The organism is Pseudomonas sp. IT-P4 (genome assembly GCF_949767755.1).
GTDB lineage: Bacteria > Pseudomonadota > Gammaproteobacteria > Pseudomonadales > Pseudomonadaceae > Aquipseudomonas > Aquipseudomonas monachiensis.
This window is the reverse complement of sequence record NZ_CATKPX010000078.1, coordinates 121,959-147,065: the sequence shown is the minus strand read 5'-3', so window position 1 is coordinate 147,065 and position 25,107 is coordinate 121,959. Positions and strand designations below refer to the sequence as shown.

The following is a 25,107-nucleotide window of genomic DNA, read 5'->3' as shown; positions in this document are numbered from 1 at the left end:
TCCCTGGATGCCGTGCACGCAGCCATTTCATGGGCTACTACTGACAGGCTCATACAACTTCGACCTGGCAGGGGTTTCTCTATGCTGACTCACTGGTTTCTGGCGGCGGTTCATCTTCTGGCATTTGCCTTGGGATTCTGGGCGGTGCTGGTTCGAGGCACGGCTTTTCGGCGCTTGGCCGATGGGGCTGCGGAGGTGCGCAGTGTTCTGATGGCAGACAATATCTGGGGTATTTCAGCTGTCGTTTTATTGATCAGTGGCGGGATGCGAGCGTTTGGCGGGTACGAGAAGGGCACGGACTATTACCTGCATCAGCCGTTGTTTCATCTGAAGATGTCGCTGTTCGTCCTGATCTTGCTACTGGAAATCGCGCCTATGGTGACACTGATCAAGTGGCGGATAGCGCTTGCCCGTAAAGTGTCGATCGATACCGGCCGTGCGAAGCTGTTTGCACGGATCAGTCATATAGAGGCGCTGCTGGTGCTGCTGATGGTGGTAGCGGCGACGGGCATGGCGCGAGGCGTGATGCTTGGTTGACCGCGCAGTGAACGCATCCTTCCCTGGGGCAAACCAGAAAAGTCTGACAGCAATAGAGTAAAACTTGCCGCTAGTATCGACCCCTGGGGTTTGAGTGGGGCGAATGAGCAGGGCGATGGGGTGCTGAATCTTTAGCCAGCCGTGATTCCGGACTGAACGGGCTGGCTACTGACTGCAACAGGATTCAGGATTGCGGCTTTTCCGGGGCGGTCAGGCCGGCCTGAATGCGCTGGTAAATTTCTTCACGATGCACTGCAACGTCCTTCGGAGCGTTGATGCCGATCCTGACTTGCTGGCCGCTTACGCCGAGGATGGTGATCGTAATGTCATCACCTATGTTTATGCTTTCACCGACTTTGCGGGTGAGTATCAGCATGGTCTTCTCCTTGATTGCTTTGTGGGGCACCTGATTCGGACAGTGCAGAGGTCGGTGTTATGTATAGATTAGTGCGAAGTCTCGCGGTTTGGGTGCCTCTTTCTGACGCGCAGATGCGGCATTAATTCCCAAGGCGTAACTATACAGAGGCCGCAACCATCATTCTCGTTGTTTTAAGCCCATTTTGCGGCACTCGCGAAGTATTCATGGGTGTTAAAATCACCGCTTTATGCATTTGGAGGGAAGCGTCGTGCGCAAAATGGTTTTGGTCATCGCGATATTGGCATTGGCGGGATGTGGCGAGGGCAGCACTGTGGATGCGCCGAAGCCCAAGCCGGTCATGGCGGCCGTACCCGCGCCGGTATCCGGCCCCCAATGGGATCTTGAGGTGCGAGGTGAAACCCCTCAGGCGGTCAGCGATTTGAGTGGCTGGCTGATCGAGCACAGTTTCATGTCCAGCGTCGTCAAGGAGAATGGCAATACCCGAGTCCTGATGGGGCCGTTCAATTCGAAAGCCGAGGCCGAAACCAAGCAGGATGAAGTCCGCGCGGCGCTCACTCGCGCGAAGAAGCAGAACATCGAATTGCTGGTGCTTGAGCGTCCGGTCGCTCAATAACGTTCTGTAGCGCAGGCGTTGAAGAAACAAAAAAGGCCTTGGGTGTTTAACCTCGAGGCCTTTGTCGTTTCAGGTGTCCCGTTCCGGATTCAACCGCAGGCCTTCATGTCTACCGGGCCGACGAACTCGTTGCCGCGCCCCATGACGCACCCCACGCTCTGGTTGCGTTGGCGTTCCCAGGCCTGTACCGGATAGGTCTTGTCCCAGGCTTCGTACAGTTGCCGATCCTGTTTCGACAGGCGCAAGCCGTACTGCTTGCTCATGTAGAAGTAGGTCCGGGCGATCATGCCGCGAATGGAAGGGCGGGGCATGACTTTCTTGGCCTTGAAGTCGACCTGGGTCAGGCATGAACCATATTGCCCCGACTGCTCGGGCAGCCAGCCAAAGCTGAAGTTGCTGCGATCGCCATTGACCTCGCCAATGCTGGGCACCAGGTTGTGCAAGTCAGCCTCGGCCTTCTGGTAAACCGGGTCGTAGCGGGTGCAGTTCTTGCGACCGCCCGCTTGCCAGCACTGGCGTTGATGACCGATTTGCCAGGCCGGAACAATATGCTCCCACTCGATGCGGGATGCGCGTTTGGCATTTTTACGCGGCACGTAACCGCAGGCGGCAAGGTTCACCCGGTTACCGGTGTACTTGCAGCCACAGTAAAACTCGGTGGACTGGGGCGCGTAGAGCTTCCAGGCGACCTTTTTCGCTTCGGTGAAGGTGCGCGGCGCGTCGGCTTGCGCACCCATGACAACAAACAGAAACAGCAAGGCAAACCAGCGGACACTCATCGACTCAATCTTCCTTCGGCACAACCCAGAAGATCTGCACGCCGCCATCGTCGCGATAGGCGAGGGTGACGTTGTCGTTCTCGTCGATTTCTTCCAGCAAGCGTTCCCATTCATCCACCGGTTCGTCAGGCAGGCGGAAGATCAATGCTGCCCTGGCCTTTTGTGCGGTGGGAGAGTTGATGATTTTCTGAACGCGCAAGCCCATGCGTACATAGGTGTCAGGAGAGGTAGAGGTGGTGTCCACGGAATTATCCTTATTAAGCTGTACGTGCATACAGTATTTAACTGTAGGCCATTTCGCAACTGCTTAAAAACCAAGAAAATCCTCTGACAGCGATTTGTTCCGTTTGGCGTAAGGCGAAGGGAGTTTTTTTGTAAGATCCAGCGGCAGCCACTCGCCAAAACTGGCGAATGGCGCACGGGGTGCCCGACCGGATCCGGTCGGGCGAGGGCAAATCAGTATTCCCAGAACATCCGTTGCAGTTCTTTGCTGTCGTTGGTCTTGGTCAGTGCGACCATCGCCAGGATCCGGGCCTTCTGCGGGTTCAGGTCGTGGGCAACGACCCAGTCGTATTTATCGTCAGGCTGTTCGGCGTTGCGCAATACAAAGCCACCGGCGTTGACATGGGAGGAGCGAATGATCTGCACGCCGTCCTTGCGCAGGGCTTGCAAGGTAGGGACTACCCGCGAGGATACCGAGCCATTGCCGGTGCCAGCGTGGATGATGGCTTTGGCGCCCGATTGAGCCAGGGCCTTGTAGGCGGTATCGCTGACGTTGCCGTAGGAATAGGCGATCTCGACGTCAGGCAGGCTCTTGATGTTCTTGATGTCGAACTCGGAATCCATGGTGTGGCGCTTGGCTGGCAAGCGGAACCAGTAGGATTTGCCTTCGACCACCATACCCAGCGGACCCCAGGCGCTTTTAAACGCTTCGGTCTTGATGTTGATCATTTTGCTGACGTCGCGACCCGACTGGATTTCATCGTTCATGGTCACCAGCACGCCTTTGCCCCGCGCGTCTTTGCTGCTGGCCACGGCCACCGCGTTGTACAGGTTCAGCATGCCATCGGCGGACATCGCGGTACCTGGGCGCATGGAGCCCACGACGATGATCGGCTTCTCGGTTTTTTCCACCAGGTTCAGGAAGTACGCCGTTTCTTCAAGGGTGTCGGTGCCGTGTGTAATCACGATGCCATCGACGTCTTTGCTGTCGGCCAGTTCGGCTACGCGGCGACCCAGTTGCAGCAGGTTTTCGTTGGTGATGCTTTCGGAGGCGATTTGCATGACCTGTTCGCCGCGAACGTTAGCCAGTTGGCTCAGTTCCGGGACGCCGGCGATCAGCTGTTCAATGCCGACTTTCGCCGCTTGATAGGTCGCGCTGTTGGCGGCGCTGGCGCCCGCACCGGCAATGGTGCCGCCCGTGGCCAGGATTACCACGTTGGCCAGTTTCTGTTGGGTTTCGGCTTCTTTGGCCTGAAGGGCAGTGGGCAGAAGCAGCAGGAGGGCCAAGGCGCCCGGAACAAAGGTCTTAAGTGCAGATGTCATTATTTTTCTCTTCTAGTTGTGAGACGGTGCAGATGCAAGTTCATCTAGATACGCCCCAGACGAACCTGAACGCTGGGGGTGTGAGGGAAAAGCAGGATCTGTACCAGTAATACTCAGAATCGAAAAAACACGCTTAAGTTAATGATTTGTAATGGTATTGCTGTTTGTATCAGGTGTGATTTTGAGTCTGGATGTTCGGATTGCCGAACATATGCAGATTTTGCGTTCGGCTCTCCGAAACGGATTGCAGTTCTGTTTAAGATTTCAACGCGTCAAATCATCAGTGACCATTAAAGAAACAGCCGCGTCGGTCGATGCTCCTTCAAGGGATCTTTTTCTTCAGGAGTTCACATGTCGTTATCTGTTGGCATTCCCAATGCCGCCGGCGTCACCATCGGTGGCAAATCGGCCACTACCCTTCGTGCCTTGAGCGACGCGACAACTGATGCGGCTGCTCAAGCGCCGGGTGCAAAAAAAAGCGACGGCAACCAGGTCAAGACGGGCCCGGTTGGTCTGGGGGAGAGTGCCGGCGCACAGGCCGAATCGCAAACCAGCGATAACACCAGCGTGGCGGTGAAGGTCTTGCTCAAACGCCTCAAGGAATTGCAGCAGCAATTGCGTGAGCAACAACAGCAGCTGGCGCAAGCCCAGGCGGCGTCCTATCCGAGTCCGGAAGCCAAGACCACCGCGGTAGCGGCCATTCAGGGGCAGGTTGCCGACACCAACGGCGCCATCCTGCAAGTGAGTGCGAGCCTGATCAAGGAGCTGGCCAAGGGTTCCGGCACGGGATCGGTGGTCAACACCACGGCATGAGTTGAATGCCGTTTTTTCGCCACGCATCTCTGAAAGCATTTTTCAGGTCGTTGACAAAATCCGGCAGGGTTCGCATAGTTTGGTTCACGCAAACGTTTGCGCGGCTCCAATGATGGCTTTTCATCGCGGTGGGCCGTGAAGCTTACGCCAGCGCAAGCGTTGCTCACAATAATCATAAGATCGGAGTGAACCCATGAAGCTGCCATTCGCTGGACGTCTTCTCGCTGTCGCTATGCTGGCTGCCGCATCCGCTGCATTGCCTGTCTCTTCGGCTTTTGCTGAAACCGCTGAAAAGCCGAAAGTCGCACTGGTCATGAAATCCCTGGCCAACGAATTCTTCCTGACAATGGAAGATGGCGCCAAGGCGTACCAGAAAGATCACTCCGGCGAATTCGAGCTCATCTCCAACGGCATCAAGGATGAAACCGACACCGCAGGCCAGACGCGTATCGTCGAGCAGATGATCCTGGCCAGGGTCAATGCACTGGTGATTGCACCGGCAGACTCCAAGGCCATGGTCCCGGTGATCAAGAAAGCCATCGATGCCGGTATCACGGTGATCAACATCGACAACCAACTGGACCCCGCCGTCGTCAAAAGCAAAAACATCAATGTTCCGTTCGTAGGCCCGGACAACCGCAAGGGCGCACGGCTGGTGGGGGATTACCTGGCCAAACAGCTCAAGGCCGGTGACGAAGTCGGCATCATCGAAGGTGTGTCCACGACCACCAATGCCCAGCAGCGGACCGCGGGTTTCAAAGATGCGATGGAGGCGGCGCAGATCAAGGTCGTGTCCCTGCAATCCGGTGACTGGGAGATCGACAAGGGCAACAAGGTCGCCGCGTCGATTCTCAGCGAATACCCGCAAACCAAGGCCCTGTTGGCCGGCAACGACAGCATGGCGGTCGGCGCGGTATCCGCCGTGCGCGCCGCGGGCAAGGCCGGCAAGGTGCAAGTGGTCGGCTACGACAACATCAATGCCATCCAGCCAATGCTCAAGGACGGTCGCGTGCTGGCCACCGCGGACCAGTTCGCGGCCAGACAGGCGGTGTTCGGCATCGAGACTGCATTGAAGATTCTCAAGGGCGAGAAGGTCGAAGGCGGCGCCAATGGCGTGATCGAAACGCCGGTAGAGCTGGTCACCAAGTAACCTTCTGGCGACGCAACGGCGCTCGTCCAGCCGGACGGGCGCATGGAGAGTTTTTATGTCAGTTTGCGCTCCGGACGCAGTCCTCTCGGTCAGCGGTATCGGCAAGACCTACGCCCAGCCGGTTCTTACCGGCATCGACCTGACGCTCATGCGCGGGGAAGTGCTGGCGTTGACCGGCGAGAACGGTGCAGGCAAAAGTACGCTTTCGAAGATTATTGGCGGGCTGGTCACGCCGACCACCGGCCAGATGCGGTTTCAGGGGCAGGACTATCGTCCGGGTAGCCGGGCTCAGGCTGAAGCGCTGGGTATCCGCATGGTCATGCAGGAACTCAATCTGCTGCCGACCTTGTCGGTGGCGGAAAACCTGTTTCTCGACAACCTGCCCAGCAAAGGCGGCTGGATCAGTCGCAAGCAGTTGCGCAAGGCGGCCATCGAGGCCATGGCTCATGTCGGGCTCGACGCCATTGACCCGGACACCCTGGTCGGCGAACTGGGCATCGGCCATCAGCAAATGGTCGAGATCGCCCGCAACCTGATTGGCGATTGTCATGTGCTGATTCTCGATGAGCCGACGGCAATGCTCACTGCCCGCGAAGTCGAAATGCTGTTCGAGCAGATCACCCGCCTGCAGGCGCGCGGCGTATCGATCATCTATATCTCCCATCGCCTTGAAGAACTGGCGCGGGTTGCGCAGCGCATTGCCGTGCTGCGCGACGGCAACCTGGTCTGTGTCGAGCCGATGGCCAACTACAACAGCGAGCAACTGGTCACGCTGATGGTTGGTCGCGAGCTCGGCGAACACATCGATATGGGGGCGCGCAAGATCGGCGCTCCGATGTTGACGGTCAAGGGCCTGAGCCGTGCCGACAAGGTTCGCGGCGTGTCGTTCGAAGTCCGTGCCGGAGAGATTTTCGGGATATCCGGTTTGATTGGCGCAGGGCGCACCGAGTTGCTGCGCCTGATCTTCGGTGCCGATATCGCCGACAGCGGCACGGTTGCCCTGGGGGCGCCGGCGCAGGTCATCAATGTGCGTTCGCCAGTGGATGCGGTCGGGCATGGCATCGCGTTGATCACCGAAGATCGCAAGGGCGAAGGCCTTTTGTTGACGCAATCGATCGGCGCCAATATCGCCTTGGGCAACATGCCCGGCATCTCCTGCGCGGGCGTTGTCGACAACGATGGCGAGAACGCCCTGGCCCAGCGTCAGATCGACGCCATGCGCATTCGCAGTTCTGGTCCGGCACAGTTGGTGTCAGAGTTGTCCGGCGGCAATCAGCAGAAGGTCGTCATCGGCCGTTGGCTGGAGCGCGATTGCTCGGTGCTGCTGTTCGACGAGCCGACCCGCGGCATCGACGTCGGCGCCAAGTTCGATATCTATAACCTGCTCGGCGAGTTGACTCGCCAAGGCAAGGCGCTGGTGGTGGTCTCCAGCGACTTGCGCGAGCTGATGCTGATCTGCGACCGGATCGGCGTGCTGTCGGCCGGGCGCCTGATCGATACCTTCGATCGCGACAGCTGGACCCAGGATGAATTGCTCGCCGCTGCTTTCGCCGGCTACCAAAAACGTGATGCGCAGCTCGTTGAAGCCGCGCCTAGGGATCTTCCATGAATACCGTTTCTTCCGCCGGCAAACGCAGTGGCAACTTCTACGGCCTGGGCACCTATCTGGGCCTGGCGGGTGCCTTGTTGGCGATGATCGTGCTGTTCTCGGTGCTGAGCAGTCATTTTCTGTCCTACGATACTTTCAGCACCCTGGCCAACCAGATTCCGGACCTGATGGTGCTGGCGGTCGGCATGACCTTTGTGTTGATCATCGGTGGCATCGACCTGTCGGTAGGCTCGGTGCTGGCGCTGGCGGCCTCGACCGTGAGCGTGGCGATTCTCGGCTGGGGCTGGGGCGTACTGCCGGCGGCGCTGCTGGGCATGGCCGTCGCGGCGCTCGCCGGTACCGTCACCGGCTCGATCACGGTGGCGTGGCGGATTCCGTCGTTCATCGTGTCCCTGGGCGTGCTGGAAATGGCTCGCGGGGTGGCGTACCAGATGACCGGTTCGCGTACGGCCTACATCGGCGATGCGTTCGCCTGGTTGTCCAATCCGATCGCCTTCGGCATTTCGCCGTCGTTCATCATTGCGTTGCTGATCATTTTCGTCGCCCAGGCCGTATTGACCCGCACGGTGTTCGGTCGTTACCTGATCGGGATCGGTACCAACGAAGAGGCCGTACGGCTGGCGGGGATCAACCCCAAGCCATACAAGATCCTGGTCTTCAGCCTGATGGGGTTGCTGGCCGGTATTGCCGCGTTGTTCCAGATTTCTCGCCTGGAAGCCGCCGACCCGAATGCCGGTTCCGGTCTTGAGTTGCAGGTGATCGCGGCCGTCGTGATCGGTGGGACCAGCCTGATGGGCGGGCGCGGTTCGGTGATCAGCACGTTTTTTGGCGTCCTGATCATTTCCGTGCTGGCCGCGGGGCTGGCGCAGATCGGCGCAACCGAGCCGACCAAGCGCATCATTACCGGTGCGGTGATCGTGGTGGCGGTGGTGCTGGATACTTATCGCAGTCAACGCGCAAGCCGGCGGACCTGAGTCATGGCGACTATCAAAGATGTGGCAGCCCTTGCCGGCATTTCCTACACCACGGTTTCCCATGTGGTGAACAAGACCCGCCCGGTCAGTGAAGAAGTCCGGATCAAGGTCGAGGCGGCAATCCAGACCCTCGACTACGTCCCCAGCGCCGTGGCCCGTTCGCTCAAGGCCAAGACCACGGCGACCATCGGCCTGTTGGTGCCCAACAGCCTGAACCCGTATTTCGCCGAACTGGCCCGGGGTATCGAGGATTACTGCGAGCGAAACGGTTACTGCGTCATCCTGTGCAACTCCGACGACAATCCGGACAAGCAGCGCAGCTACCTGCGCGTGCTGCTGGAAAAACGCATCGACGGCCTGATTGTCGCCTCGGCCGGTGGCGACAGTGGCCTGGTACAAGGCCTGAAAGGCGTCCGCACGCCCATGGTGATCGTCGACCGCGGACTGGACGGTGTCGATGCGGACCTGGTGCGTATCGATCATGAATACGGCGCCTATCTGGCGACCCGACATCTGCTGGAGTTGGGGCACCGGGATATCGCCACCATCAGCGGGCCGGAAAACACCAGCGTGGCGCAGATGCGACTGGCGGGTTATCGCCGGGCCTTGAAGGAGGCGGGCATCGAAGTCTCGTCCGGGCGCATGCTGGAAAGCGATTTCACCAGCACCGGCGGCTACAGCGCCGCCGCGATTCTGCTGGAAAGCAATCCGCCTAGCGCCATTTTTGCCGCCAACGACATGATCGGCATCGGCGTGCTGCGGGCCGCCGCCGAACGCAATATTCGCGTGCCGAGCGAGTTGTCGGTGATCGGCTTCGACGATATCCAGATGAGTCGCTATGTCTACCCGTCGTTGACCACGGTCGGGCAATCGATCCTGCAGCTCGGCGAAATGGCTGCCGAAGTGCTTTTACGGCGGATCGCCACGCCGGGCCTGGCGACCGATCAGCGGATCGTGACGCCGAGTATCGTCATACGTGAATCGACGGCGCCGCTGGCTGGCGTGTTTGCCCAGTGCCGTTGAAAACAGAAAGCCGTTAAAACAAAAAGCCATTGAAAACAGAAAGCCGCTGAACCCACAGCGCCGCCGAAACAGAATCGATGAGTAGCAATGTATGCCAGCAAAAGTAGTGGTGATAGGCAGTTTGAACATGGACCTGGTGACCCGGGCGCCACGCTTGCCCAAGGGCGGTGAAACGCTGATTGGGCAGTCGTTTACCACCGTCTCCGGCGGCAAGGGCGCCAATCAGGCCGTGGCTGCGGCGCGGCTGGGGGCCCAGGTGTCGATGATCGGCTGCGTGGGCAATGACGCTTATGGTGAGGTGCTGCGCGGGGCGCTGTTGGCCGAGCAGATCGATTGCCAGGCGGTGAGCATCGTTGATGGTTCCAGTGGAGTGGCGTTGATTGTGGTCGACGACAGCAGTCAGAACACCATCGTGATCGTCCCCGGCGCCAACGGGGCATTGACCTCTGAAGCCATCGACCGTTTTGATTCGGTGATACAGGCGGCGGACGTGCTCATCTGTCAGCTGGAAGTGCCCGATGCTTCCGTTGGCCATGCGCTCAAGCGCGGTCGCGAACTGGGCAAGACCGTCATCCTCAACCCGGCACCGGTCAGCCGCCCGCTGCCGTCGGACTGGTACGCGTCCATCGATTACCTGATTCCAAACGAAAGCGAAGCGTCGGCACTGAGCGGTGTGTCGGTGGACTCCCTCGAAACTGCGCAAGCCGCGGCGACCCGCCTGATTGCCCTGGGCGCCGGCAAAGTGATCATCACCCTCGGTGCGCAAGGTTCGCTGTTTGCCGATGGCCATCGCTTCGAACATTTCCCCGCGCCCGTAGTAAAGGCTGTCGATACCACGGCGGCCGGCGACACGTTTGTCGGCGGTTTCGCTGCGGCACTGGCCGCGGGTCAAGATGAGGCGCAGGCGATCCGCTTCGGACAGGTGGCCGCGGCGCTGTCGGTCACCCGTGCTGGCGCGCAACCTTCGATTCCCGTCTTGAGCGATGTACAGGCGTTTAAAACCCCATGAAAAAGACACCTCTGCTCAACATTGCGCTATCGCGGCTGATCGCTTCATTGGGGCATGGCGACCTGGTCGTCATCGGTGATGCCGGGCTGCCGGTTCCACCGGGCGTTGAATTGATCGACCTGGCCCTGACCCATGGCATTCCGGATTTTGTCAGCACCTTGAAGGTGGTGCTCAGTGAGATGCAGGTCGAAAGCCATGTGCTGGCTGAGGAAATCCTGGATAAAAAGCCGTCGGCCCTGGTCGCGCTGCAAGAGCTGGACGGCGAAGGTGCGTTGGGGCGGCGCGAGTTGCTCACTCATGAACAATTCAAGGTCCTGAGCCGACAAGCCAGGGCGATTGTTCGTACAGGCGAATGCCAGCCGTACTGCAACATTGTGCTGGTCGCCGGGGTTACGTTTTGACGGGCTGTCCGCGTTTTGATGTCCCTGGCACAAGGCGTGCGCCCCGTATCGCTATGCTCAGAAACTGCACCCACTGCTCCGGAGCCTGCTGCTTTTGACCTTGAAGACCGCAACCAACGCCCACGCGGCCCCAAAGATCGACCTGATCATCGACACCGATCCGGGGGCTGACGACGTCGTTGCCCTGTTGTTCGCCCTGGCATCGCCGCAAGAGCTGAATGTCCGGGCATTGACCACCGTTGCCGGCAACGTTCGCCTGGACAAGACCTCGCGCAATGCTCGACTGGCCCGCGAGTGGGCGGGGCGCGAAGAGGTTCCGGTCTATGCGGGGGCGCCGAAACCCCTGGTGCGCACACCCATCTATGCCGAGGATATTCATGGCAAGGAAGGGTTGTCGGGCATTGCCGTGTATGAGCCCGGCAAAGGCCTGGCCAAGGGCAGTGCCATCCCTTATCTGATCGATACCCTTAAATCTGCCGAGCCTCACAGCATTACCATCGCCATGCTTGGCCCGCAGACCAACCTGGCCCTGGCGTTGATCCAGGAGCCGGGTATCGTTCAGGGCATCAAGGAAGTGGTGGTCATGGGCGGCGCGCATTTCAACGGCGGCAACATCACGCCGGTGGCCGAGTTCAACCTGTTCGCCGATCCGCAAGCGGCCGAAGTGGTGCTCAACAGTGGTGTGAAGCTGACCTACCTGCCGCTGGATGTGACCCACAAGATCCTTACCAGCGAAGCGCGCCTGAATCAGATTGCCGCGCTGAACAACAACGCCAGTCGTCTGGTGGGCAGTATTCTCAATGAGTACATCAAGGGCGACATGGAGCACTATGGCCTTCCGGGCGGCCCGGTGCATGACGCCACGGTTGTCGCTTACCTGCTCAAGCCGCAATTGTTCAGCGGTCGTTCGGTCAACGTGGTGATCGACAGCCGCGAAGGACCGACCTTTGGACAAACCATCGTCGACTGGTATGACGGCTTGAAAGCGCCAAAGAATGCCTTCTGGGTCGAAAGCGGCGATGCCCAGGGCTTCTTCGATCTGCTGACCGAGCGCCTGGCCCGCCTGAAGTAAGCATCATCTGCCGCAGGCGCTTGCCTGCGGGTTTCACTCCCTCGCGCTAACCGCTCAGGTCTTTTGGTCCGACAGGTGTTTCTCGAAAATCTGCTCGATGAACGATTGGGCGGCTTCGGTTCCAAGGTCCCTGACCAGAAGGTCGATACCGATAATGGCGAGCTCTTCCGTGCTGCTTGGGCTGTAGGAGCTGTGGCCGTCTTGCCACTTGGCCTTGATGTCAGCGTCGATGCTTACGGTGGTCATGATGGCGCTCGTGAAGTCGGGGAAGTCTGAGTGCCGAGTTAACCATTTTGCGGGGCTTTTGACACGCCGACTTAGGTATGAAAGGAGGGCTATGCGACACTTGGCCTTTGTCGAATATTCAAGGAGCACGTTGTGCAGATCGATTTGAACTCCCCGGATGGCCTGACCCTCGAGGCGGTGCGTCAGTTGCTGGCCGGCGCCAGTGACGATGAGCACACCCAGTTACGGGTCACCAAGGGAGGCATCGCCTACATCTCCTCGGGTGTCGTGGGCGGTACCGATATCGACGGCTTGTCGTTCCGGCTCGAAACCTGGGCCAAGGGCTCAGGTTATGTCGGGCGGGTCGCGGCCAGCGATGAAGTCTGGGTCATGCAAATCTTCAATGCCTTGAAAGAGAACTGGCCCAATCCTCCTTACGACTACATCGACGTCTATTGAGCGTCGTTCATATTCAGTCACGATTCAGTGGTTAAGGGCAGGGCGACGCTCAGGCAGAATCGCGGCTCGTCCGGATCATGGGCAGGGTGCTCCCTGTGAAACCAAACGCCAGTCTGGTTGTCGCACGATCTCAGCTTAATCATTGAATAAGGAGGCTTCATGCCTTGGAAGCTCGCGTCATTGGGTACTTTGTTGGCCGTTGCCACACTGGCCGGTTGCAGCACTCCCTCTACGGAGTCGGCAACAACGGATGTTGCGACAACTGACACGGGTCACAGTCGCTGTGAGGCAAAGGCTGCCGAGTTCACTGTCGGTAAACAGGCATCGCCGCAGTTGCTTGAGCAGGCGCGTACCCGCGCAGGGGCGCAAAGTGCACGGTTCCTGCTGCCAACCGATATGGTGACGCTGGAGTACCGTTCCGATCGCCTGAACCTGAACACCGATGCCAGCCGGGTAGTGACGCGCGTCAACTGCGGCTGATCGTTCGGCTTTTGTTTCAGCCATAAAAAACCCCGTCACATGGACGGGGTTTTTTTAGTGCGCCTGGAAATTACTCTGGGCGAACTTGAGCAGCTTGCATACCCTTTTGGCCTTTCTCAGCCACGAAGGAAACAGTCTGGCCTTCTTTCAGGCTTTTGAAACCGTCGCTTTCGATAGCTTTGAAGTGTACGAACAGGTCGTCACCGCCACCTTGAGGAGTGATGAAGCCGAAGCCTTTTTCATCGTTGAACCATTTAACGGTGCCGGTTTGGCGATTAGACATGGTGTATCTCCAAGAAACATATATTTTCAGTAGTACTGTGCTGCTCAGGCCAACTGGGCACACCCGGGTATCATAGTCGAAATGTTCGCTTTGGGAGCCCCCCGGGCGAGCTGTTTGCCTTGCTGTCGAGCGGTCTTTGGTGCTTCCTATCGCTGGAGGCCCCGTTTTAAAAGGCTTTCAGCCGAAAGAAAAGACGAAAAAAAAGCTGTAAAACCTTCAAAAAATCTCAGTCAAAGTGACATTCGGTCTGTTTTTTCGGTCAGTGCAGGTGAAAAAATCAATGCCAGACGCTTATTTCTTCGCCCCGGTATCGACCCTGCAAGTGGCGATTTTCTGCATCGCCTGATTTGCCAGTTCTTGACTTGCCTTGCCGTCCATCAATGCCTGAAGGTCTTTGGCAGGATAGGATTTGAGCTGGTCGGCGCCGCAACCACAGACGGCTTTTGCCTTCGCATCACCGATCTTTTGTGCCGCTGCAGGGACGCATTGCGCCATGTATTTTTCGCGCTCACCCTTTGGCCAATCGGCGTGGGCGGCCAATGGCAGCAGCAGAACGATGGGGGCAACTACGGCGAACAAACGGTTCAGACGCATGCTGGGATGCTCCTTGTGGGTCAATGACGTGTTATCTGAGGGGCGAAGCGGTGTTCAAGTTCAGCACTCTGGCATAAAAATGCCCGATTTGCCCCCGTACAAAGTCTGTGTGCATCGACGACCGTTCATCTGTGCTAGCATGCCTCGCTCGGGCGTTTGCAGGCTCCGGCGGACCTTCAGTCCCGGTAGCGGCAGATGCACGATTAACCCTGATTTGAATCCCAGTCACTCTGGTTCGGTTTTCCGGTTGGCCGCAAGGCTCCTGCCGCTGTAAGGCAGGCGTTCGTCATTGAATGGCCTGGACCGGATCTTGTACTGGCTCATCCCAACCCACGTGACCTTTGGTAGGGGTCACCACTAGGAGAGGAGGCGCCATGCCAACTATTACTCTTCCCGACGGCAGTCAACGTTCATTCGATCACCCGGTTTCCGTAGCCGAGGTCGCCGCATCCATTGGTGCAGGCCTGGCCAAGGCCACCGTTGCCGGCAAGGTCGATGGCAAGCTGGTCGACGCCAGCGACATCATCGACAGCGATGCGTCGCTGCAAATCATCACGCCAAAGGATGAAGAGGGGCTGGAGATCATTCGCCACTCTTGCGCCCACCTGGTTGGCCACGCGGTCAAGCAGTTGTACCCGAGCGCCAGGATGGTCATCGGTCCGGTCATCGATGATGGTTTCTATTACGACATCGCCTTCGAGCGTCCTTTCACTCCGGACGACCTGGCGGCCATCGAACAGCGCATGCAGCAGCTGATCGAGAAAGATTACGACGTGATCAAGAAAGTCACTCCGCGCGCCGAAGTGATCGAAGTGTTCAAGGCCCGTGGCGAAGACTACAAGTTGCGCCTGGTCGAAGACATGCCGAACGAGCAGGCCATGGGCCTGTACTATCACGAAGAATACGTCGACATGTGCCGCGGTCCGCACGTGCCGAACACCCGCTTTCTTAAATCCTTCAAGCTGACCAAGCTGTCCGGCGCCTACTGGCGCGGCGATGCCAAGAACGAGCAATTGCAGCGCGTCTACGGCACCGCATGGGCGGACAAGAAGCAACTGGCGGCTTACATCCAGCGCATTGAAGAAGCCGAAAAGCGCGATCACCGCAAGATCGGCAAGCGCCTGGGCCTGTTCCACACCCAGGAAGAGTCGCCGGGCATGGTGTTCTGGCACCCGAACGGCTGGACTTTGTACCAGGTGCTAGAGCAGTACATGCGCAAGGTTCAGCGCGATAACGGCTACCTCGAAATCAAGACGCCGCAAGTCGTTGACCGCAGCCTGTGGGAGAAATCCGGGCACTGGGCCAACTACGCCGACAACATGTTCACCACCCAGTCGGAAAACCGCGACTACGCGATCAAGCCAATGAACTGCCCTTGCCACGTGCAGGTGTTCAACCAGGGCCTGAAGAGCTACCGCGAGTTGCCGATGCGCCTGGCCGAATTTGGTGCATGCCATCGCAACGAGCCGTCGGGTGCCTTGCACGGCATCATGCGCGTGCGCGCGTTCACTCAGGACGACGCCCACATCTTCTGCACCGAAGAGCAGATGCAGGCCGAGTCCGCTGCGTTTATCAAGCTGACCATGGACGTCTACGCCGATTTCGGCTTTAAAGATGTCGAAATGAAGCTGTCCACTCGTCCGGAAAAACGCGTCGGTTCCGACGAACTTTGGGATCGCGCCGAAGCTGCACTGGCCGCAGCCCTTGATAGCGCGGGCCTGCCGTACGATCTGCAGCCGGGCGAGGGTGCGTTCTACGGTCCGAAGATCGAGTTCTCGCTGAAAGATTGCCTCGGTCGCGTCTGGCAATGTGGTACCCTGCAGCTCGATTTTAACCTGCCTGTCCGTCTGGGAGCCGAATACGTCTCCGAAGACAACAGCCGCAAGCACCCGGTCATGTTGCACCGGGCGATCCTGGGGTCCTTCGAACGCTTCGTCGGAATCCTGATCGAGCACTACGAGGGTGCATTCCCTGCGTGGCTGGCGCCGACCCAGGCAGTGGTGATGAATATCACTGATAAACAGGCCGATTTTGCCGCTGAAGTTGAAAAAACCCTCAACGAAAGCGGATTTCGTGCCAAGTCTGACTTGAGAAATGAAAAGATCGGCTTTAAAATCCGCGAGCATACTTTGCTCAAGGTTCCTTATCTCTTGGTTATCGGAGATCGGGAAGTCGAGATGCAGACTGTCGCTGTGCGTACTCGTGAAGGTGCTGACCTGGGCTCGATGCCCGTCGCCCAGTTCGCTGAGTTTCTCGCGCAAGCGGTTTCCCGGCGTGGTCGCCCAGATTCGGAGTAATTATTATTAAGCGTGAAATGAGACAAGATAAACGAGCTGCACCGAAAGCCCCGATCAACGAGAATATCTCGGCACGCGAGGTTCGGTTAATTGGGGCTGAAGGTGAACAGCTTGGGATTGTGTCAATTGAAGACGCGCTTCTTAAGGCTGAAGAGGCCAAGCTGGATCTGGTGGAAATTTCCGCCGATGCAGTACCCCCTGTTTGCAAACTGATGGACTACGGCAAGTCGATCTTCGAAAAGAAGAAGCAGATTGCTGCGGCCAAGAAAAACCAGAAGCAGATTCAGGTTAAAGAAATCAAGTTTCGTCCAGGGACGGAGGAAGGGGATTACCAGGTAAAACTGCGCAACCTGGTACGTTTCCTGAGTGATGGGGACAGGGCCAAGGTATCCTTGCGATTCCGCGGCCGTGAGATGGCCCACCAGGAGCTGGGGATGGAACTCCTCAAGCGAGTTGAAGGTGACTTGCTCGAGTACGGTTCGGTCGAACAGCATCCTAAGATGGAAGGACGCCAGCTGATCATGGTCATCGCCCCGAAAAAGAAGAAGTAATCAACAGGGCACGGCAGGCCTTCTGATTATGTTTATCAACTGAATGCGGAGTATCCGAACATGCCAAAAATGAAGACCAAAAGTGGTGCTGCTAAGCGGTTTCTGAAAACTGCTAACGGTATCAAGCACAAGCACGCTTTCAAGAGCCACATCCTGACCAAAATGTCGACCAAGCGTAAGCGTCAACTGCGCGGTAGCAGCTTGCTGCATCCGTCTGACGTGGCAAAAGTCGAGCGCATGCTGCGCCTTCGTTAATTTTAGTCAAGAATAGAGGAAGTAACTCATGGCTCGTGTAAAGCGTGGCGTCATTGCCCGTAAGCGTCACAAAAAAATTCTGAAACTTGCTAAAGGCTACTACGGCGCACGCTCCCGCGTATTCCGTGTTGCCAAGCAAGCGGTAATCAAGGCAGGCCAATACGCCTACCGTGACCGTCGTCAGAAAAAACGTCAGTTCCGCGCTCTGTGGATCGCTCGTATCAACGCTGGTGCTCGTATCAACGGTCTGTCCTACAGCCGTTTCATCGCCGGCCTGAAAAAAGCGTCCATCGAGATCGACCGTAAGGTTCTGGCTGATCTGGCAGTGAACGAAAAAGCGGCGTTTGCTGCGATTGTCGAGAAAGCTAAAGCCACCTTGGCTTAAGTACCCCCGACAGTCACCCGGCCTCGCATCTGTGGGGCCAGGTGTTAAACGTCATAAATAGGGGAAGAGCCTTCAAGCTCTTCCCCTATTTTGTATCTGGAGTCTGTACATGGAAAACCTGGATGCGCTCGTCTCTCAAGCTCTAGAGGCTGTGCAAAGCGCTGAAGATATCAATGCCCTGGAGCAAATCCGGGTTCACTACCTTGGCAAGAAGGGTGAATTGACTCAGGTGATGAAGACCCTGGGGAATTTGCCGGCAGAAGAGCGTCCGCAGGTCGGTGCGCTGATCAACGTTGCCAAGGAGCGTGTCACAGAGGTCCTTAATGCGCGCAAGGCATTGTTTGAAGAAGCCGATCTGGCTGCCAAACTCTCTGCCGAGTCCATTGACGTGACCCTGCCTGGCCGTGGTCAGACCTCCGGTGGTCTGCATCCGGTTACCCGCACTCTGGAACGCGTCGAACAGTTCTTCACCCGTATTGGCTACGGCATCGCCGAAGGCCCTGAGGTCGAAGACGACTATCACAACTTCGAAGCGCTCAACATCCCAGGCCACCACCCGGCCCGGTCGATGCATGACACCTTCTATTTCAATGCGAACATGTTGTTGCGCACCCATACCTCGCCGGTACAGGTCCGCACCATGGAGTCGAAACAGCCGCCGATCCGCATCGTCTGCCCAGGCCGTGTATACCGCAGCGACTCCGATATCACCCACTCGCCGATGTTCCACCAGGTCGAAGGCCTGCTGATCGATCGCGACATCAATTTCGCCGACCTCAAAGGCACCATCGAAGAGTTCCTGCGGGTGTTCTTCGAAAAGGAACTGGCGGTACGTTTCCGTCCTTCGTACTTCCCGTTCACCGAGCCATCCGCTGAAGTCGACATGGAATGCGTGATGTGCAGCGGTAAAGGCTGCCGCGTCTGCAAGCAGACCGGCTGGCTGGAAGTGATGGGCTGCGGCATGGTTCACCCGAACGTGCTGCGCATGTCCGGGATCGACCCGGAAGAGTTCTCGGGCTTTGCCTTCGGCATGGGCGTTGAGCGTCTGGCCATGCTGCGTTACGGCGTGAACGACTTGCGTCTGTTCTTCGACAACGACTTGCGGTTCCTCGCGCAATTTCGCTAGTCGTAACGAATTCTTAGGAGAGCAGGATGAAATTCAGTGAACAATGGCTGCGTGGCTGGGTTAGCCCGCAGGTAAGTCGCGACGAGCTGGTTGCTCGTCTGTCGATGGCCGGTCTTGAGGTCGATAGCGTTACGCCGGCCGCCGGTGTTTTCAGTGGCGTGGTCGTTGGCGAGGTGCTGAGCACCGAGCAGCACCCGGACGCCGACAAGCTGCGTGTGTGCCAGGTCAGCAACGGTTCGGAAACCTTCCAGGTTGTTTGCGGTGCGCCAAATGTGCGCCCGGGCCTGAAGATTCCTTTCGCCATGATCGGCGCCGAGCTGCCGGGCGACTTCAAGATCAAGAAGGCCAAGCTGCGTGGCGTTGAGTCCAACGGCATGCTGTGCTCGCAATCCGAGCTGCAGGTCGGTGAAGGCAATGACGGCTTGATGGAGCTGCCGGCCGATGCGCCGGTGGGCGAGGATTTCCGCGTTTATCTGGACCTGGAAGACGCCAGCATCGAGGTCGACCTGACCCCGAACCGTGGCGACTGCCTGTCCCTGGCCGGTCTGGCCCGTGAAGTGGGTGCACTGTACGCCGCTGCGGTGGTTCGTCCGGTAGTGGCTTCGGTTCCGGCCGCCCACGACGAAGTGCGTTCGGTAGAAGTGCTGGCGCCCGCCGCGTGCCCGCGCTACCTCGGTCGTGTGATTCGTAATGTCGACCTGTCCAGGCCTACGCCGCTGTGGATGGTTGAGCGCCTGCGTCGTGCAGATGTGCGCAGCATCGACGCTGCCGTCGACATTACCAACTACGTGATGCTGGAACTGGGTCAGCCGCTGCACGCTTTCGATCTCGCCGAAATCAACGGTGGCATCCGTGTGCGCATGGCCGAAGAGGGCGAGAAGCTGGTACTGCTCGACGGTCAGGAAGTCAGCCTGCGTAGCGATACGCTGGTGATTGCCGACCACTCCCGCGCACTGGCAATCGCCGGTGTCATGGGTGGCGAGCACAGCGGTGTCTCCGCGACCACCCGCGATGTGTTCCTGGAAAGCGCTTTCTTCGACCAGATCGCCGTAGCAGGCAAGGCCCGTTCCTATGGCCTGCACACTGACGCATCCCATCGCTATGAGCGCGGCGTTGACTGGCAGCTGGCCCGCGAAGCCATGGAGCGCGCGACCGGCTTGCTGCTCGATATCACCGGTGGTGAAGCGGGTCCGATCATCGAGACCGTCAGCGAACAGCACCTGCCGAAAATTGCTCCGATCACCCTGCGTGCCCAGCGCATTGCCCAGATGCTGGGTATGGAAATGGACTCGGCTGAAGTGGAGCGTCTGCTCAATGCCTTGGGCCTGACCATTACTGCCGACGGGGCAGGGCAGTGGCGTGTAGAAGTGCCAAGCCATCGCTTCGATATCAGCCTGGAAGTCGACCTGATTGAAGAACTGGCACGCCTGTACGGCTACAACCGTTTGCCGGTTCGTTACCCGCAAGCGCGTCTGGCGCCGCAAGCCAAGGCAGAAGCCCGTAGCGACCTGCCTGAACTGCGCCGACTGCTGGTTGCCCGTGGGTATCAGGAAGCAATTACCTACAGCTTCATCGATCCGAAACAGTTCGAACTGTTTAATCCGGGTGTGGAGCCGTTGCTGCTGGCGAACCCGATCTCCAATGACATGGCCGCCATGCGTTCGTCGCTGTGGCCGGGCCTGGTCAAGGCGCTTCAGCACAACCTGAACCGTCAGCAGGATCGCGTGCGTCTGTTCGAAAGCGGCCTGCGTTTCGTTGGTCAGCTTGAAGGTTTGAAGCAAGAGCCGATGTTGGCAGGCGTTGTTTGCGGTAGTCGTCTGCCGGAAGGCTGGGCGCAAGGTCGCGATACCGTCGACTTCTTCGACGTCAAGGCTGACGTGGAAGCGGTGCTGGGCTTCGCGGGTGCCCTGGATGCGTTCACTTTCGTACCGGGCAAGCACCCGGCGCTGCACCCGGGTCAAACCGCGCGCATCGAGCGTGACGGTCGTCTGGTCGGCTTCATTGGCGCGATCCACCCTGAATTGTCGAAAACCCTCGGTCTCGACCGTCCAGTCTTCGTCTTCGAGCTGGTTCTGGCGGAAGTGGCGTCGGGCAAAATGCCTAAATTCCACGAGTTATCGCGCTTTCCTGAAGTGCGTCGTGACCTTGCACTGATTGCGCACAAAGACGTTGCAGCCACGGCTGTACTGGACGTAATCCGTGAAAATGCAGGCGAATGGCTGACAGACCTCAGGCTATTTGACGTGTATCAGGGTAAAGGCATTGATCCTGATAGAAAAAGCCTTGCAGTCGGCTTGACCTGGCAGCATCCATCGCGCACTCTTAATGACGATGAGGTGAATACCGCAACGCAAAACATCCTCACCTCGCTCGAACAAAGGTTGAACGCCACGTTAAGGAAGTGACGTATGGGGGCTCTGACGAAAGCTGAGATGGCGGAACGTCTGTATGAAGAGCTGGGCCTGAACAAACGGGAGGCCAAGGAATTGGTCGAACTGTTTTTTGAAGAAATCAGGCACGCTCTCGAAGACAACGAACAAGTCAAATTGTCCGGTTTCGGCAATTTCGACCTTCGGGACAAACGCCAGCGGCCTGGCCGCAATCCGAAAACGGGGGAAGAAATCCCGATCACGGCTCGCCGTGTGGTCACCTTTCGTCCAGGGCAGAAGTTGAAGGCCCGAGTTGAGGCTTATGCTGGAACCAAGTCATAACGACGAACTCCCCGTCATCCCGGGCAAACGCTACTTCACCATTGGTGAAGTCAGCGAGCTGTGTGCGGTCAAACCGCACGTGCTGCGCTACTGGGAGCAGGAGTTTCCTCAACTCAATCCTGTCAAACGCCGCGGAAACCGCCGGTATTATCAGCGCCAGGACGTGCTGATGATCCGGCAGATCCGCGCGCTTCTTTACGATCAGGGGTTCACCATCGGCGGAGCGCGCTTGCGTTTGTCCGGTGATGAAGCCAAAGACGACACCACCCAATACAAGCAAATGATCCGCCAGATGATCGCCGAGCTCGAAGATGTTCTGGTGGTGCTCAAGAAATAAATTCTCGCTTTTAAATACTTCCAGTTTTCAAAAGCTTGCGATATATTCTTGAGCGTTCCTCGAGGTGAGGGACGAGTTTCACGCCTAGTCGGGGCGTAGCGCAGTCCGGTAGCGCACTAGCATGGGGTGCTAGGGGTCGAGTGTTCGAATCACTCCGTCCCGACCATATCTTTCAATGACTTAGCCCAATCTTCACCGGTTGGGCTTTTTCATATCTGAAAAAATACTCCCACATTTACTCCCACGGATATCTTGGATCTCGGTAGCTATGCCATCTGAGAGGCGTTCGAGTCTTGTGTCCCCCGGACAGCCCCTACCGGTGCAAGAACCTGAAGAAGCGAAGACGTTCGTTAATGAGTTGCCGATCTGGACAGTCCGCGAGGCAAGCTTCGGGCGATGGCTGTAGGTAACGCGGAGCTCTCTGTTGCTGGTGAAGTGATCCGGGCATTCGCTCAGACTTCGGTAGAGTCATCGAATATCACATGATTCCAGCGGCGGAGGTTCGTGTCGATGGGTGTTATGAACTTCCTGGTGATGGAGACATAGGGCCGATCAGCGCAGTAACCTGATTGTTAAAGCTATCGATGCCGTGCTTGGGTGGTTGCGGTTGACGCTGAGCCGCGCCGCAAAGCGTGGTGAACCCGAAGCCTGTAAATACAGTCAAGGTCGTCCTCTCCAAAGAACATTTTGACTGGGCTCTAGGACGGCAGTTACAGCCTGAAAAAATTGAATTATGCCCCCGGTTTTGCCCCCATTCGCACGGAGTGTGCGAGCGATCGCGAATGGTGATTTATGACGCGGACTTCGGCGGCCGTGGCTGGTATTCAGTGCGCCTCCGTATACTGGATGACCAACCTGAATCCGGCAAAACCTTGGTGGTTCGATGAGTCGATATGCGAACTACTTAGCCCGCCAAGATGAGGCATATGGTGTGACGTCTCTGTCTTCTACCGCCTGAAGCTCGAAGTACTGCCCTTTGGCTTTCAGCGCATGGATGATGCGACATTGGGCATAAGCGGTGCCGTATGAGGTGCTCGGGCCTTGGATGTTGAGTACCAATTCCCCTCCGTAGCTTCGCTCGTACCTCAATTCTCTCAAGGCTCCCGCCGCTTCACCATTTGTCTCGGCGATCTCGATCACCAATTCCCTTAAGGCCGATTGGTCGGTGTCTGGTAGCTCAGCGGAAAACTTGACCTGGCGTTGGCTTTGAAAGCCTCCGCCACTGGCCGAGCCTATTCGGTTAAATGTGATGTGGGCGAGCAGGACTACTTCCATGGTCAGCCCCCAACGCAGCCCTACAGGCAGTCAGCAAGCTACCTCCTACGTTGATGAAGAACGTGTGCACTTCCCGCGACCTTCCAATGAGGTGAAAGGATTGAAACGTCACCCTAAGCGTGAAGATGCTGACGATAGCGAATGCTATGAGCAGGTACACGTAGTAAGCCATGAGCTCGGGTGCGGTCAGTAGCGCGGTCACCAAAACGCTCACCTCTTCTTGTGAGGTGGTGGCCAGGAGTGGCAGTGACCCGATGAAGAACGCATAAATCACCTCCCTCGATGCCCGCTGCCAGAATCCAAACTTGTCCTGGGTTTTCACCAGCAAACGCATGTACCCCATTTGAATCGTATTTGCATTAATTGGAATGCGTGAGGCGTCAGTACCTGGACAGCCGCTTCAGTCCTTCAAGCATTTGCTCCAGGTAGCTTTGCGACCCAAGTGCGAACCCTGCTGCCAGCAGCGGGGCCCTGTACTCTTCGGTCGCATATTCGTGAGCGAAGCGGTTGATGGTCTCTGAATGCCAGGAAAGCCGGCCCAATGCGATTTTTTTGAAACCGTGGTTTTTCACCGCATCCGCGAGCGATTCTTCACTGACTCCGCGTTGCTCGCAGAAGAACAGGAAACTGAAAAACTCAAACCGTTCGTAGAGCAGCCCGTGATCCTGCAGACCTGCGAAGTCAGGCGCCCACCGAGGCGTAAGACGGTCATGGAGTCGGTTGCACAATGGGGTAAGAGCTCTACTTTGGTCTTCGAAGCTCTTCCATAATTCAAACAGGCCATTGGCTCCCTCAACGTAGAACGGTGATAGATCAAGTCCCACAGGGAAAGGCATTTCGCGCCGGTTGATAAGTGTCGTGTTAAACAGCTCGTTTAGCTCGCTCAGGCGGTTGGCCCGCACAAGTCCCATGCCATACGCATAGGTAACAAGTGCTATCGGGTAACTCTTCAATGCAAGTCCAGCTACCCACCCTGACTGCTCGACCTGAGACGCAGCGTGCAGGCCCTTGATCGCATCCAAAACGATCGTATGCTCAACACCTGCACCCCATCGCCCTAACACTGCACAAAGGCGTGCTAGGGGCTCGATGGCCGCTTCGTAGATCTCAACCAGGTCGGTAAAATCCTTGGACGTGCTGCCCTGAGGTCGTTCTGCGAAGAGAGGAGCCAGATGGCTGATCGCTTGATGAGCCTGGCTGGTCACTAAATCTTCGAGCTGAATCCTGTGTTCGGGTCTGGCCATAAAGCGTTTGGCCATAGCGAGAGTCAGCTCGATGCCGGCAGGGTTCTGCAGGCGGGATTGCTGGATGGTTTCCAGTTTGAGGTTCAGCCCATCGAAGAAGGTGTCGGCATCCAGGCCCGTCACGACGTTGGCGCGCCGCTGAGTGATGAGCTCTTGGCCACGCTCGCTCAATTTTCCTCGCGAAAGCCAGTAGGTCGGGTAGCGACGGGAGGGCGCCCTCAAAAACGCCGCCCTCAGCGCATGATCCCACTCACCTGACCAGCCCGCGACGATCAGCCCAAACTCATCGATGATGCGGTCAAGCAACGTATTGAACGCTGGCGGGTACTTGCCCAGCTCCCCATCGGTATTGAGGATCCTGGCATCCTTGTAATCACCATGGATCTTCAGGATGTAGCAGGACGCATGAGTGAGTGGCTCCGCTCCTGCGAGGGTGTCTTCTGAGCTGACGACAGTTGGCTCAACGCCGACATCGCGCAGCGCATTTTCCATGAGTCGGTCGAAGTTCGTCGTGATGATCACGCGTGCATGACCCGCTTTGACCATCGCAGCGATCGCTCGATGTGCGGGGGTGGGCAGTTTAAGGCCATCCTCTAACTCGTCTTCGCTAGGTTCCAGAAAGCCTTGAATGATCGCTCGCCGTTCAGTCTGGGTTGTCGCCAGGCGTTCGAGCAACGTGGAGTAATTGGGCTGCTCTCCTGTTTGACCTACGTACCACGCGAGCCAATCTTCCTGTTCGCCGGCACCAGACGCTATGCCCCATCGTTTCACCAGCTCCATGGTGATTTCCCAGCCAGTCGGTATGCCCGCCGAGCGTGATACGCCCGAGCCAAGAAGCACTGCGTAGACGCCTTTGTTCTCAAACATTGAAAACGCGATTTGGGCTGTTGAATCACTGATGGCAGCGGTCATGCACATTCCTAAATTTCAGCGGGGAGGTGAGGTTTCTGCACGAACATCGACTTATCTAAGATCAGATCT

General features: G+C 57.7%; 29 protein-coding genes and 1 tRNA gene. 21 read left to right on the top strand and 9 right to left on the bottom strand.

Going from position 1 to position 25,107, the window contains the following annotated elements; all coding sequences use genetic code 11:
- Positions 1–81 precede the first annotated feature (81 nt).
- A complete protein-coding gene (locus ACM6IT_RS25310; RefSeq protein WP_056722226.1) occupies positions 82–537 on the top strand; it encodes a DUF2214 family protein in 456 nt (151 codons plus the stop codon).
- 184 nt (positions 538–721) lie between these two features.
- Here the strand turns inward: ACM6IT_RS25310 and csrA are convergent, their stop codons facing one another.
- Complete coding sequence (gene csrA / locus ACM6IT_RS25305; RefSeq protein ID WP_007975691.1) at positions 722–913, bottom strand: carbon storage regulator CsrA; 192 nt, start codon at positions 911–913, stop codon at positions 722–724.
- A gap of 250 nt (positions 914–1,163) precedes the next feature.
- Here csrA and ACM6IT_RS25300 point away from each other — a divergent pair, with 250 nt between their 5' ends.
- Entirely contained in the window at positions 1,164–1,529 is a 366-nt protein-coding gene (locus ACM6IT_RS25300) for an SPOR domain-containing protein (RefSeq protein WP_414914759.1), read from the top strand.
- Between the two features lie 89 nt (positions 1,530–1,618).
- Here the strand turns inward: ACM6IT_RS25300 and ACM6IT_RS25295 are convergent, their stop codons facing one another.
- The 3 genes from ACM6IT_RS25295 to ACM6IT_RS25285 all read right to left on the bottom strand — a co-directional run bounded on the left by ACM6IT_RS25295 (position 1,619) and on the right by ACM6IT_RS25285 (position 3,853).
- Positions 1,619–2,308 carry an endonuclease gene (locus ACM6IT_RS25295; RefSeq protein ID WP_409079134.1) on the bottom strand — a complete coding sequence of 230 codons (690 nt, stop codon included), beginning with the start codon at positions 2,306–2,308 and terminating at the stop codon, positions 1,619–1,621.
- A 4-nt stretch (positions 2,309–2,312) separates the two neighbouring features.
- On the bottom strand, positions 2,313–2,582 hold the full coding sequence (locus ACM6IT_RS25290; protein WP_043302188.1) for a DUF1654 domain-containing protein: 270 nt from the start codon (positions 2,580–2,582) through the stop codon (positions 2,313–2,315).
- Between the two features lie 182 nt (positions 2,583–2,764).
- Positions 2,765–3,853: an asparaginase gene (locus tag ACM6IT_RS25285; protein ID WP_056722233.1), complete on the bottom strand. Its 1,089-nt coding sequence runs from the start codon at positions 3,851–3,853 to the stop codon at positions 2,765–2,767.
- A 351-nt stretch (positions 3,854–4,204) separates the two neighbouring features.
- Between ACM6IT_RS25285 and ACM6IT_RS25280 the strand changes: the two genes are divergently transcribed.
- The 8 genes from ACM6IT_RS25280 to ACM6IT_RS25245 all read left to right on the top strand — a co-directional run bounded on the left by ACM6IT_RS25280 (position 4,205) and on the right by ACM6IT_RS25245 (position 11,904).
- Positions 4,205–4,666: a hypothetical protein gene (locus ACM6IT_RS25280; protein WP_414918927.1), complete on the top strand. Its 462-nt coding sequence runs from the start codon at positions 4,205–4,207 to the stop codon at positions 4,664–4,666.
- Between the two features lie 193 nt (positions 4,667–4,859).
- The gene (locus tag ACM6IT_RS25275; protein ID WP_056722237.1) at positions 4,860–5,816 is read left to right on the top strand and encodes a sugar ABC transporter substrate-binding protein; all 957 of its coding nucleotides are present in this window, start codon (positions 4,860–4,862) and stop codon (positions 5,814–5,816) included.
- A 55-nt stretch (positions 5,817–5,871) separates the two neighbouring features.
- Entirely contained in the window at positions 5,872–7,425 is a 1,554-nt protein-coding gene (locus tag ACM6IT_RS25270) for a sugar ABC transporter ATP-binding protein (RefSeq protein WP_056722239.1), read from the top strand.
- Positions 7,422–8,399 carry an ABC transporter permease gene (locus ACM6IT_RS25265; RefSeq protein WP_056722241.1) on the top strand — a complete coding sequence of 326 codons (978 nt, stop codon included), beginning with the start codon at positions 7,422–7,424 and terminating at the stop codon, positions 8,397–8,399. The genes ACM6IT_RS25270 and ACM6IT_RS25265 overlap by 4 nt, the downstream gene beginning before the upstream one ends.
- Positions 8,400–8,402: 3 nt before the next feature.
- Positions 8,403–9,422, top strand: coding sequence for a LacI family DNA-binding transcriptional regulator (locus tag ACM6IT_RS25260; protein WP_056722243.1), 1,020 nt, complete (start codon positions 8,403–8,405; stop codon positions 9,420–9,422).
- A 91-nt stretch (positions 9,423–9,513) separates the two neighbouring features.
- The gene (gene rbsK / locus ACM6IT_RS25255; RefSeq protein ID WP_414918926.1) at positions 9,514–10,431 is read left to right on the top strand and encodes a ribokinase; all 918 of its coding nucleotides are present in this window, start codon (positions 9,514–9,516) and stop codon (positions 10,429–10,431) included.
- Positions 10,428–10,832 (top strand): D-ribose pyranase, encoded by a 405-nt coding sequence (gene rbsD, locus ACM6IT_RS25250; protein ID WP_056722246.1) that lies wholly within the window; start codon positions 10,428–10,430, stop codon positions 10,830–10,832. Before rbsK ends, rbsD begins: the two co-directional genes overlap by 4 nt.
- 94 nt (positions 10,833–10,926) lie before the next feature.
- A complete protein-coding gene (locus tag ACM6IT_RS25245) occupies positions 10,927–11,904 on the top strand; it encodes a nucleoside hydrolase (protein ID WP_236709736.1) in 978 nt (325 codons plus the stop codon).
- Between the two features lie 54 nt (positions 11,905–11,958).
- Here the strand turns inward: ACM6IT_RS25245 and ACM6IT_RS25240 are convergent, their stop codons facing one another.
- A complete protein-coding gene (locus ACM6IT_RS25240; protein WP_046041585.1) occupies positions 11,959–12,150 on the bottom strand; it encodes a hypothetical protein in 192 nt (63 codons plus the stop codon).
- Positions 12,151–12,282: 132 nt separating this feature from the next.
- Here ACM6IT_RS25240 and ACM6IT_RS25235 point away from each other — a divergent pair, with 132 nt between their 5' ends.
- Both ACM6IT_RS25235 and ACM6IT_RS25230 read left to right on the top strand, forming a co-directional pair.
- Positions 12,283–12,588 (top strand): hypothetical protein, encoded by a 306-nt coding sequence (locus tag ACM6IT_RS25235; RefSeq protein WP_223541001.1) that lies wholly within the window; start codon positions 12,283–12,285, stop codon positions 12,586–12,588.
- Positions 12,589–12,747: 159 nt separating this feature from the next.
- Positions 12,748–13,068 carry an I78 family peptidase inhibitor gene (locus ACM6IT_RS25230; RefSeq protein WP_414914765.1) on the top strand — a complete coding sequence of 107 codons (321 nt, stop codon included), beginning with the start codon at positions 12,748–12,750 and terminating at the stop codon, positions 13,066–13,068.
- Between the two features lie 70 nt (positions 13,069–13,138).
- Here the strand turns inward: ACM6IT_RS25230 and ACM6IT_RS25225 are convergent, their stop codons facing one another.
- A complete protein-coding gene (locus ACM6IT_RS25225; protein ID WP_003179963.1) occupies positions 13,139–13,351 on the bottom strand; it encodes a cold-shock protein in 213 nt (70 codons plus the stop codon).
- A gap of 291 nt (positions 13,352–13,642) precedes the next feature.
- Positions 13,643–13,945, bottom strand: coding sequence for a hypothetical protein (locus tag ACM6IT_RS25220; protein ID WP_056722250.1), 303 nt, complete (start codon positions 13,943–13,945; stop codon positions 13,643–13,645).
- 374 nt (positions 13,946–14,319) lie between these two features.
- On the opposite strand from ACM6IT_RS25220, the gene thrS reads away from it, so the two are divergent.
- The 9 genes from thrS to ACM6IT_RS25175 all read left to right on the top strand — a co-directional run bounded on the left by thrS (position 14,320) and on the right by ACM6IT_RS25175 (position 21,773).
- A complete protein-coding gene (gene thrS / locus ACM6IT_RS25215) occupies positions 14,320–16,242 on the top strand; it encodes a threonine--tRNA ligase (RefSeq protein WP_414918925.1) in 1,923 nt (640 codons plus the stop codon).
- Positions 16,242–16,793 (top strand): translation initiation factor IF-3, encoded by a 552-nt coding sequence (infC, locus tag ACM6IT_RS25210; protein WP_172435341.1) that lies wholly within the window; start codon positions 16,242–16,244, stop codon positions 16,791–16,793. The genes thrS and infC overlap by 1 nt, the downstream gene beginning before the upstream one ends.
- A 60-nt stretch (positions 16,794–16,853) precedes the next feature.
- A complete protein-coding gene (gene rpmI / locus ACM6IT_RS25205) occupies positions 16,854–17,048 on the top strand; it encodes a 50S ribosomal protein L35 (protein WP_002553160.1) in 195 nt (64 codons plus the stop codon).
- Between the two features lie 28 nt (positions 17,049–17,076).
- Entirely contained in the window at positions 17,077–17,433 is a 357-nt protein-coding gene (gene rplT, locus ACM6IT_RS25200) for a 50S ribosomal protein L20 (RefSeq protein ID WP_007905879.1), read from the top strand.
- A 109-nt stretch (positions 17,434–17,542) separates the two neighbouring features.
- Positions 17,543–18,559 (top strand): phenylalanine--tRNA ligase subunit alpha, encoded by a 1,017-nt coding sequence (pheS, locus tag ACM6IT_RS25195; RefSeq protein WP_007975711.1) that lies wholly within the window; start codon positions 17,543–17,545, stop codon positions 18,557–18,559.
- Positions 18,560–18,585: 26 nt separating this feature from the next.
- Positions 18,586–20,964 (top strand): phenylalanine--tRNA ligase subunit beta, encoded by a 2,379-nt coding sequence (gene pheT, locus ACM6IT_RS25190; protein ID WP_414914766.1) that lies wholly within the window; start codon positions 18,586–18,588, stop codon positions 20,962–20,964.
- Between the two features lie 3 nt (positions 20,965–20,967).
- On the top strand, positions 20,968–21,270 hold the full coding sequence (gene ihfA / locus ACM6IT_RS25185; RefSeq protein ID WP_002553164.1) for an integration host factor subunit alpha: 303 nt from the start codon (positions 20,968–20,970) through the stop codon (positions 21,268–21,270).
- Positions 21,251–21,607, top strand: coding sequence for a MerR family transcriptional regulator (locus ACM6IT_RS25180; protein WP_003179985.1), 357 nt, complete (start codon positions 21,251–21,253; stop codon positions 21,605–21,607). The genes ihfA and ACM6IT_RS25180 overlap by 20 nt, the downstream gene beginning before the upstream one ends.
- Before the next feature lie 89 nt (positions 21,608–21,696).
- A tRNA-Pro gene (locus tag ACM6IT_RS25175) sits at positions 21,697–21,773 on the top strand.
- A 734-nt stretch (positions 21,774–22,507) separates the two neighbouring features.
- On the opposite strand, the gene ACM6IT_RS25170 is transcribed toward ACM6IT_RS25175, so the two are convergent.
- On the bottom strand, positions 22,508–22,882 hold the full coding sequence (locus tag ACM6IT_RS25170) for a hypothetical protein (protein WP_401126160.1): 375 nt from the start codon (positions 22,880–22,882) through the stop codon (positions 22,508–22,510).
- Between the two features lie 380 nt (positions 22,883–23,262).
- Positions 23,263–25,038 (bottom strand): SIR2 family protein, encoded by a 1,776-nt coding sequence (locus tag ACM6IT_RS25165; RefSeq protein ID WP_414918924.1) that lies wholly within the window; start codon positions 25,036–25,038, stop codon positions 23,263–23,265.
- Between the last annotated feature and the right edge of the window lie 69 nt (positions 25,039–25,107).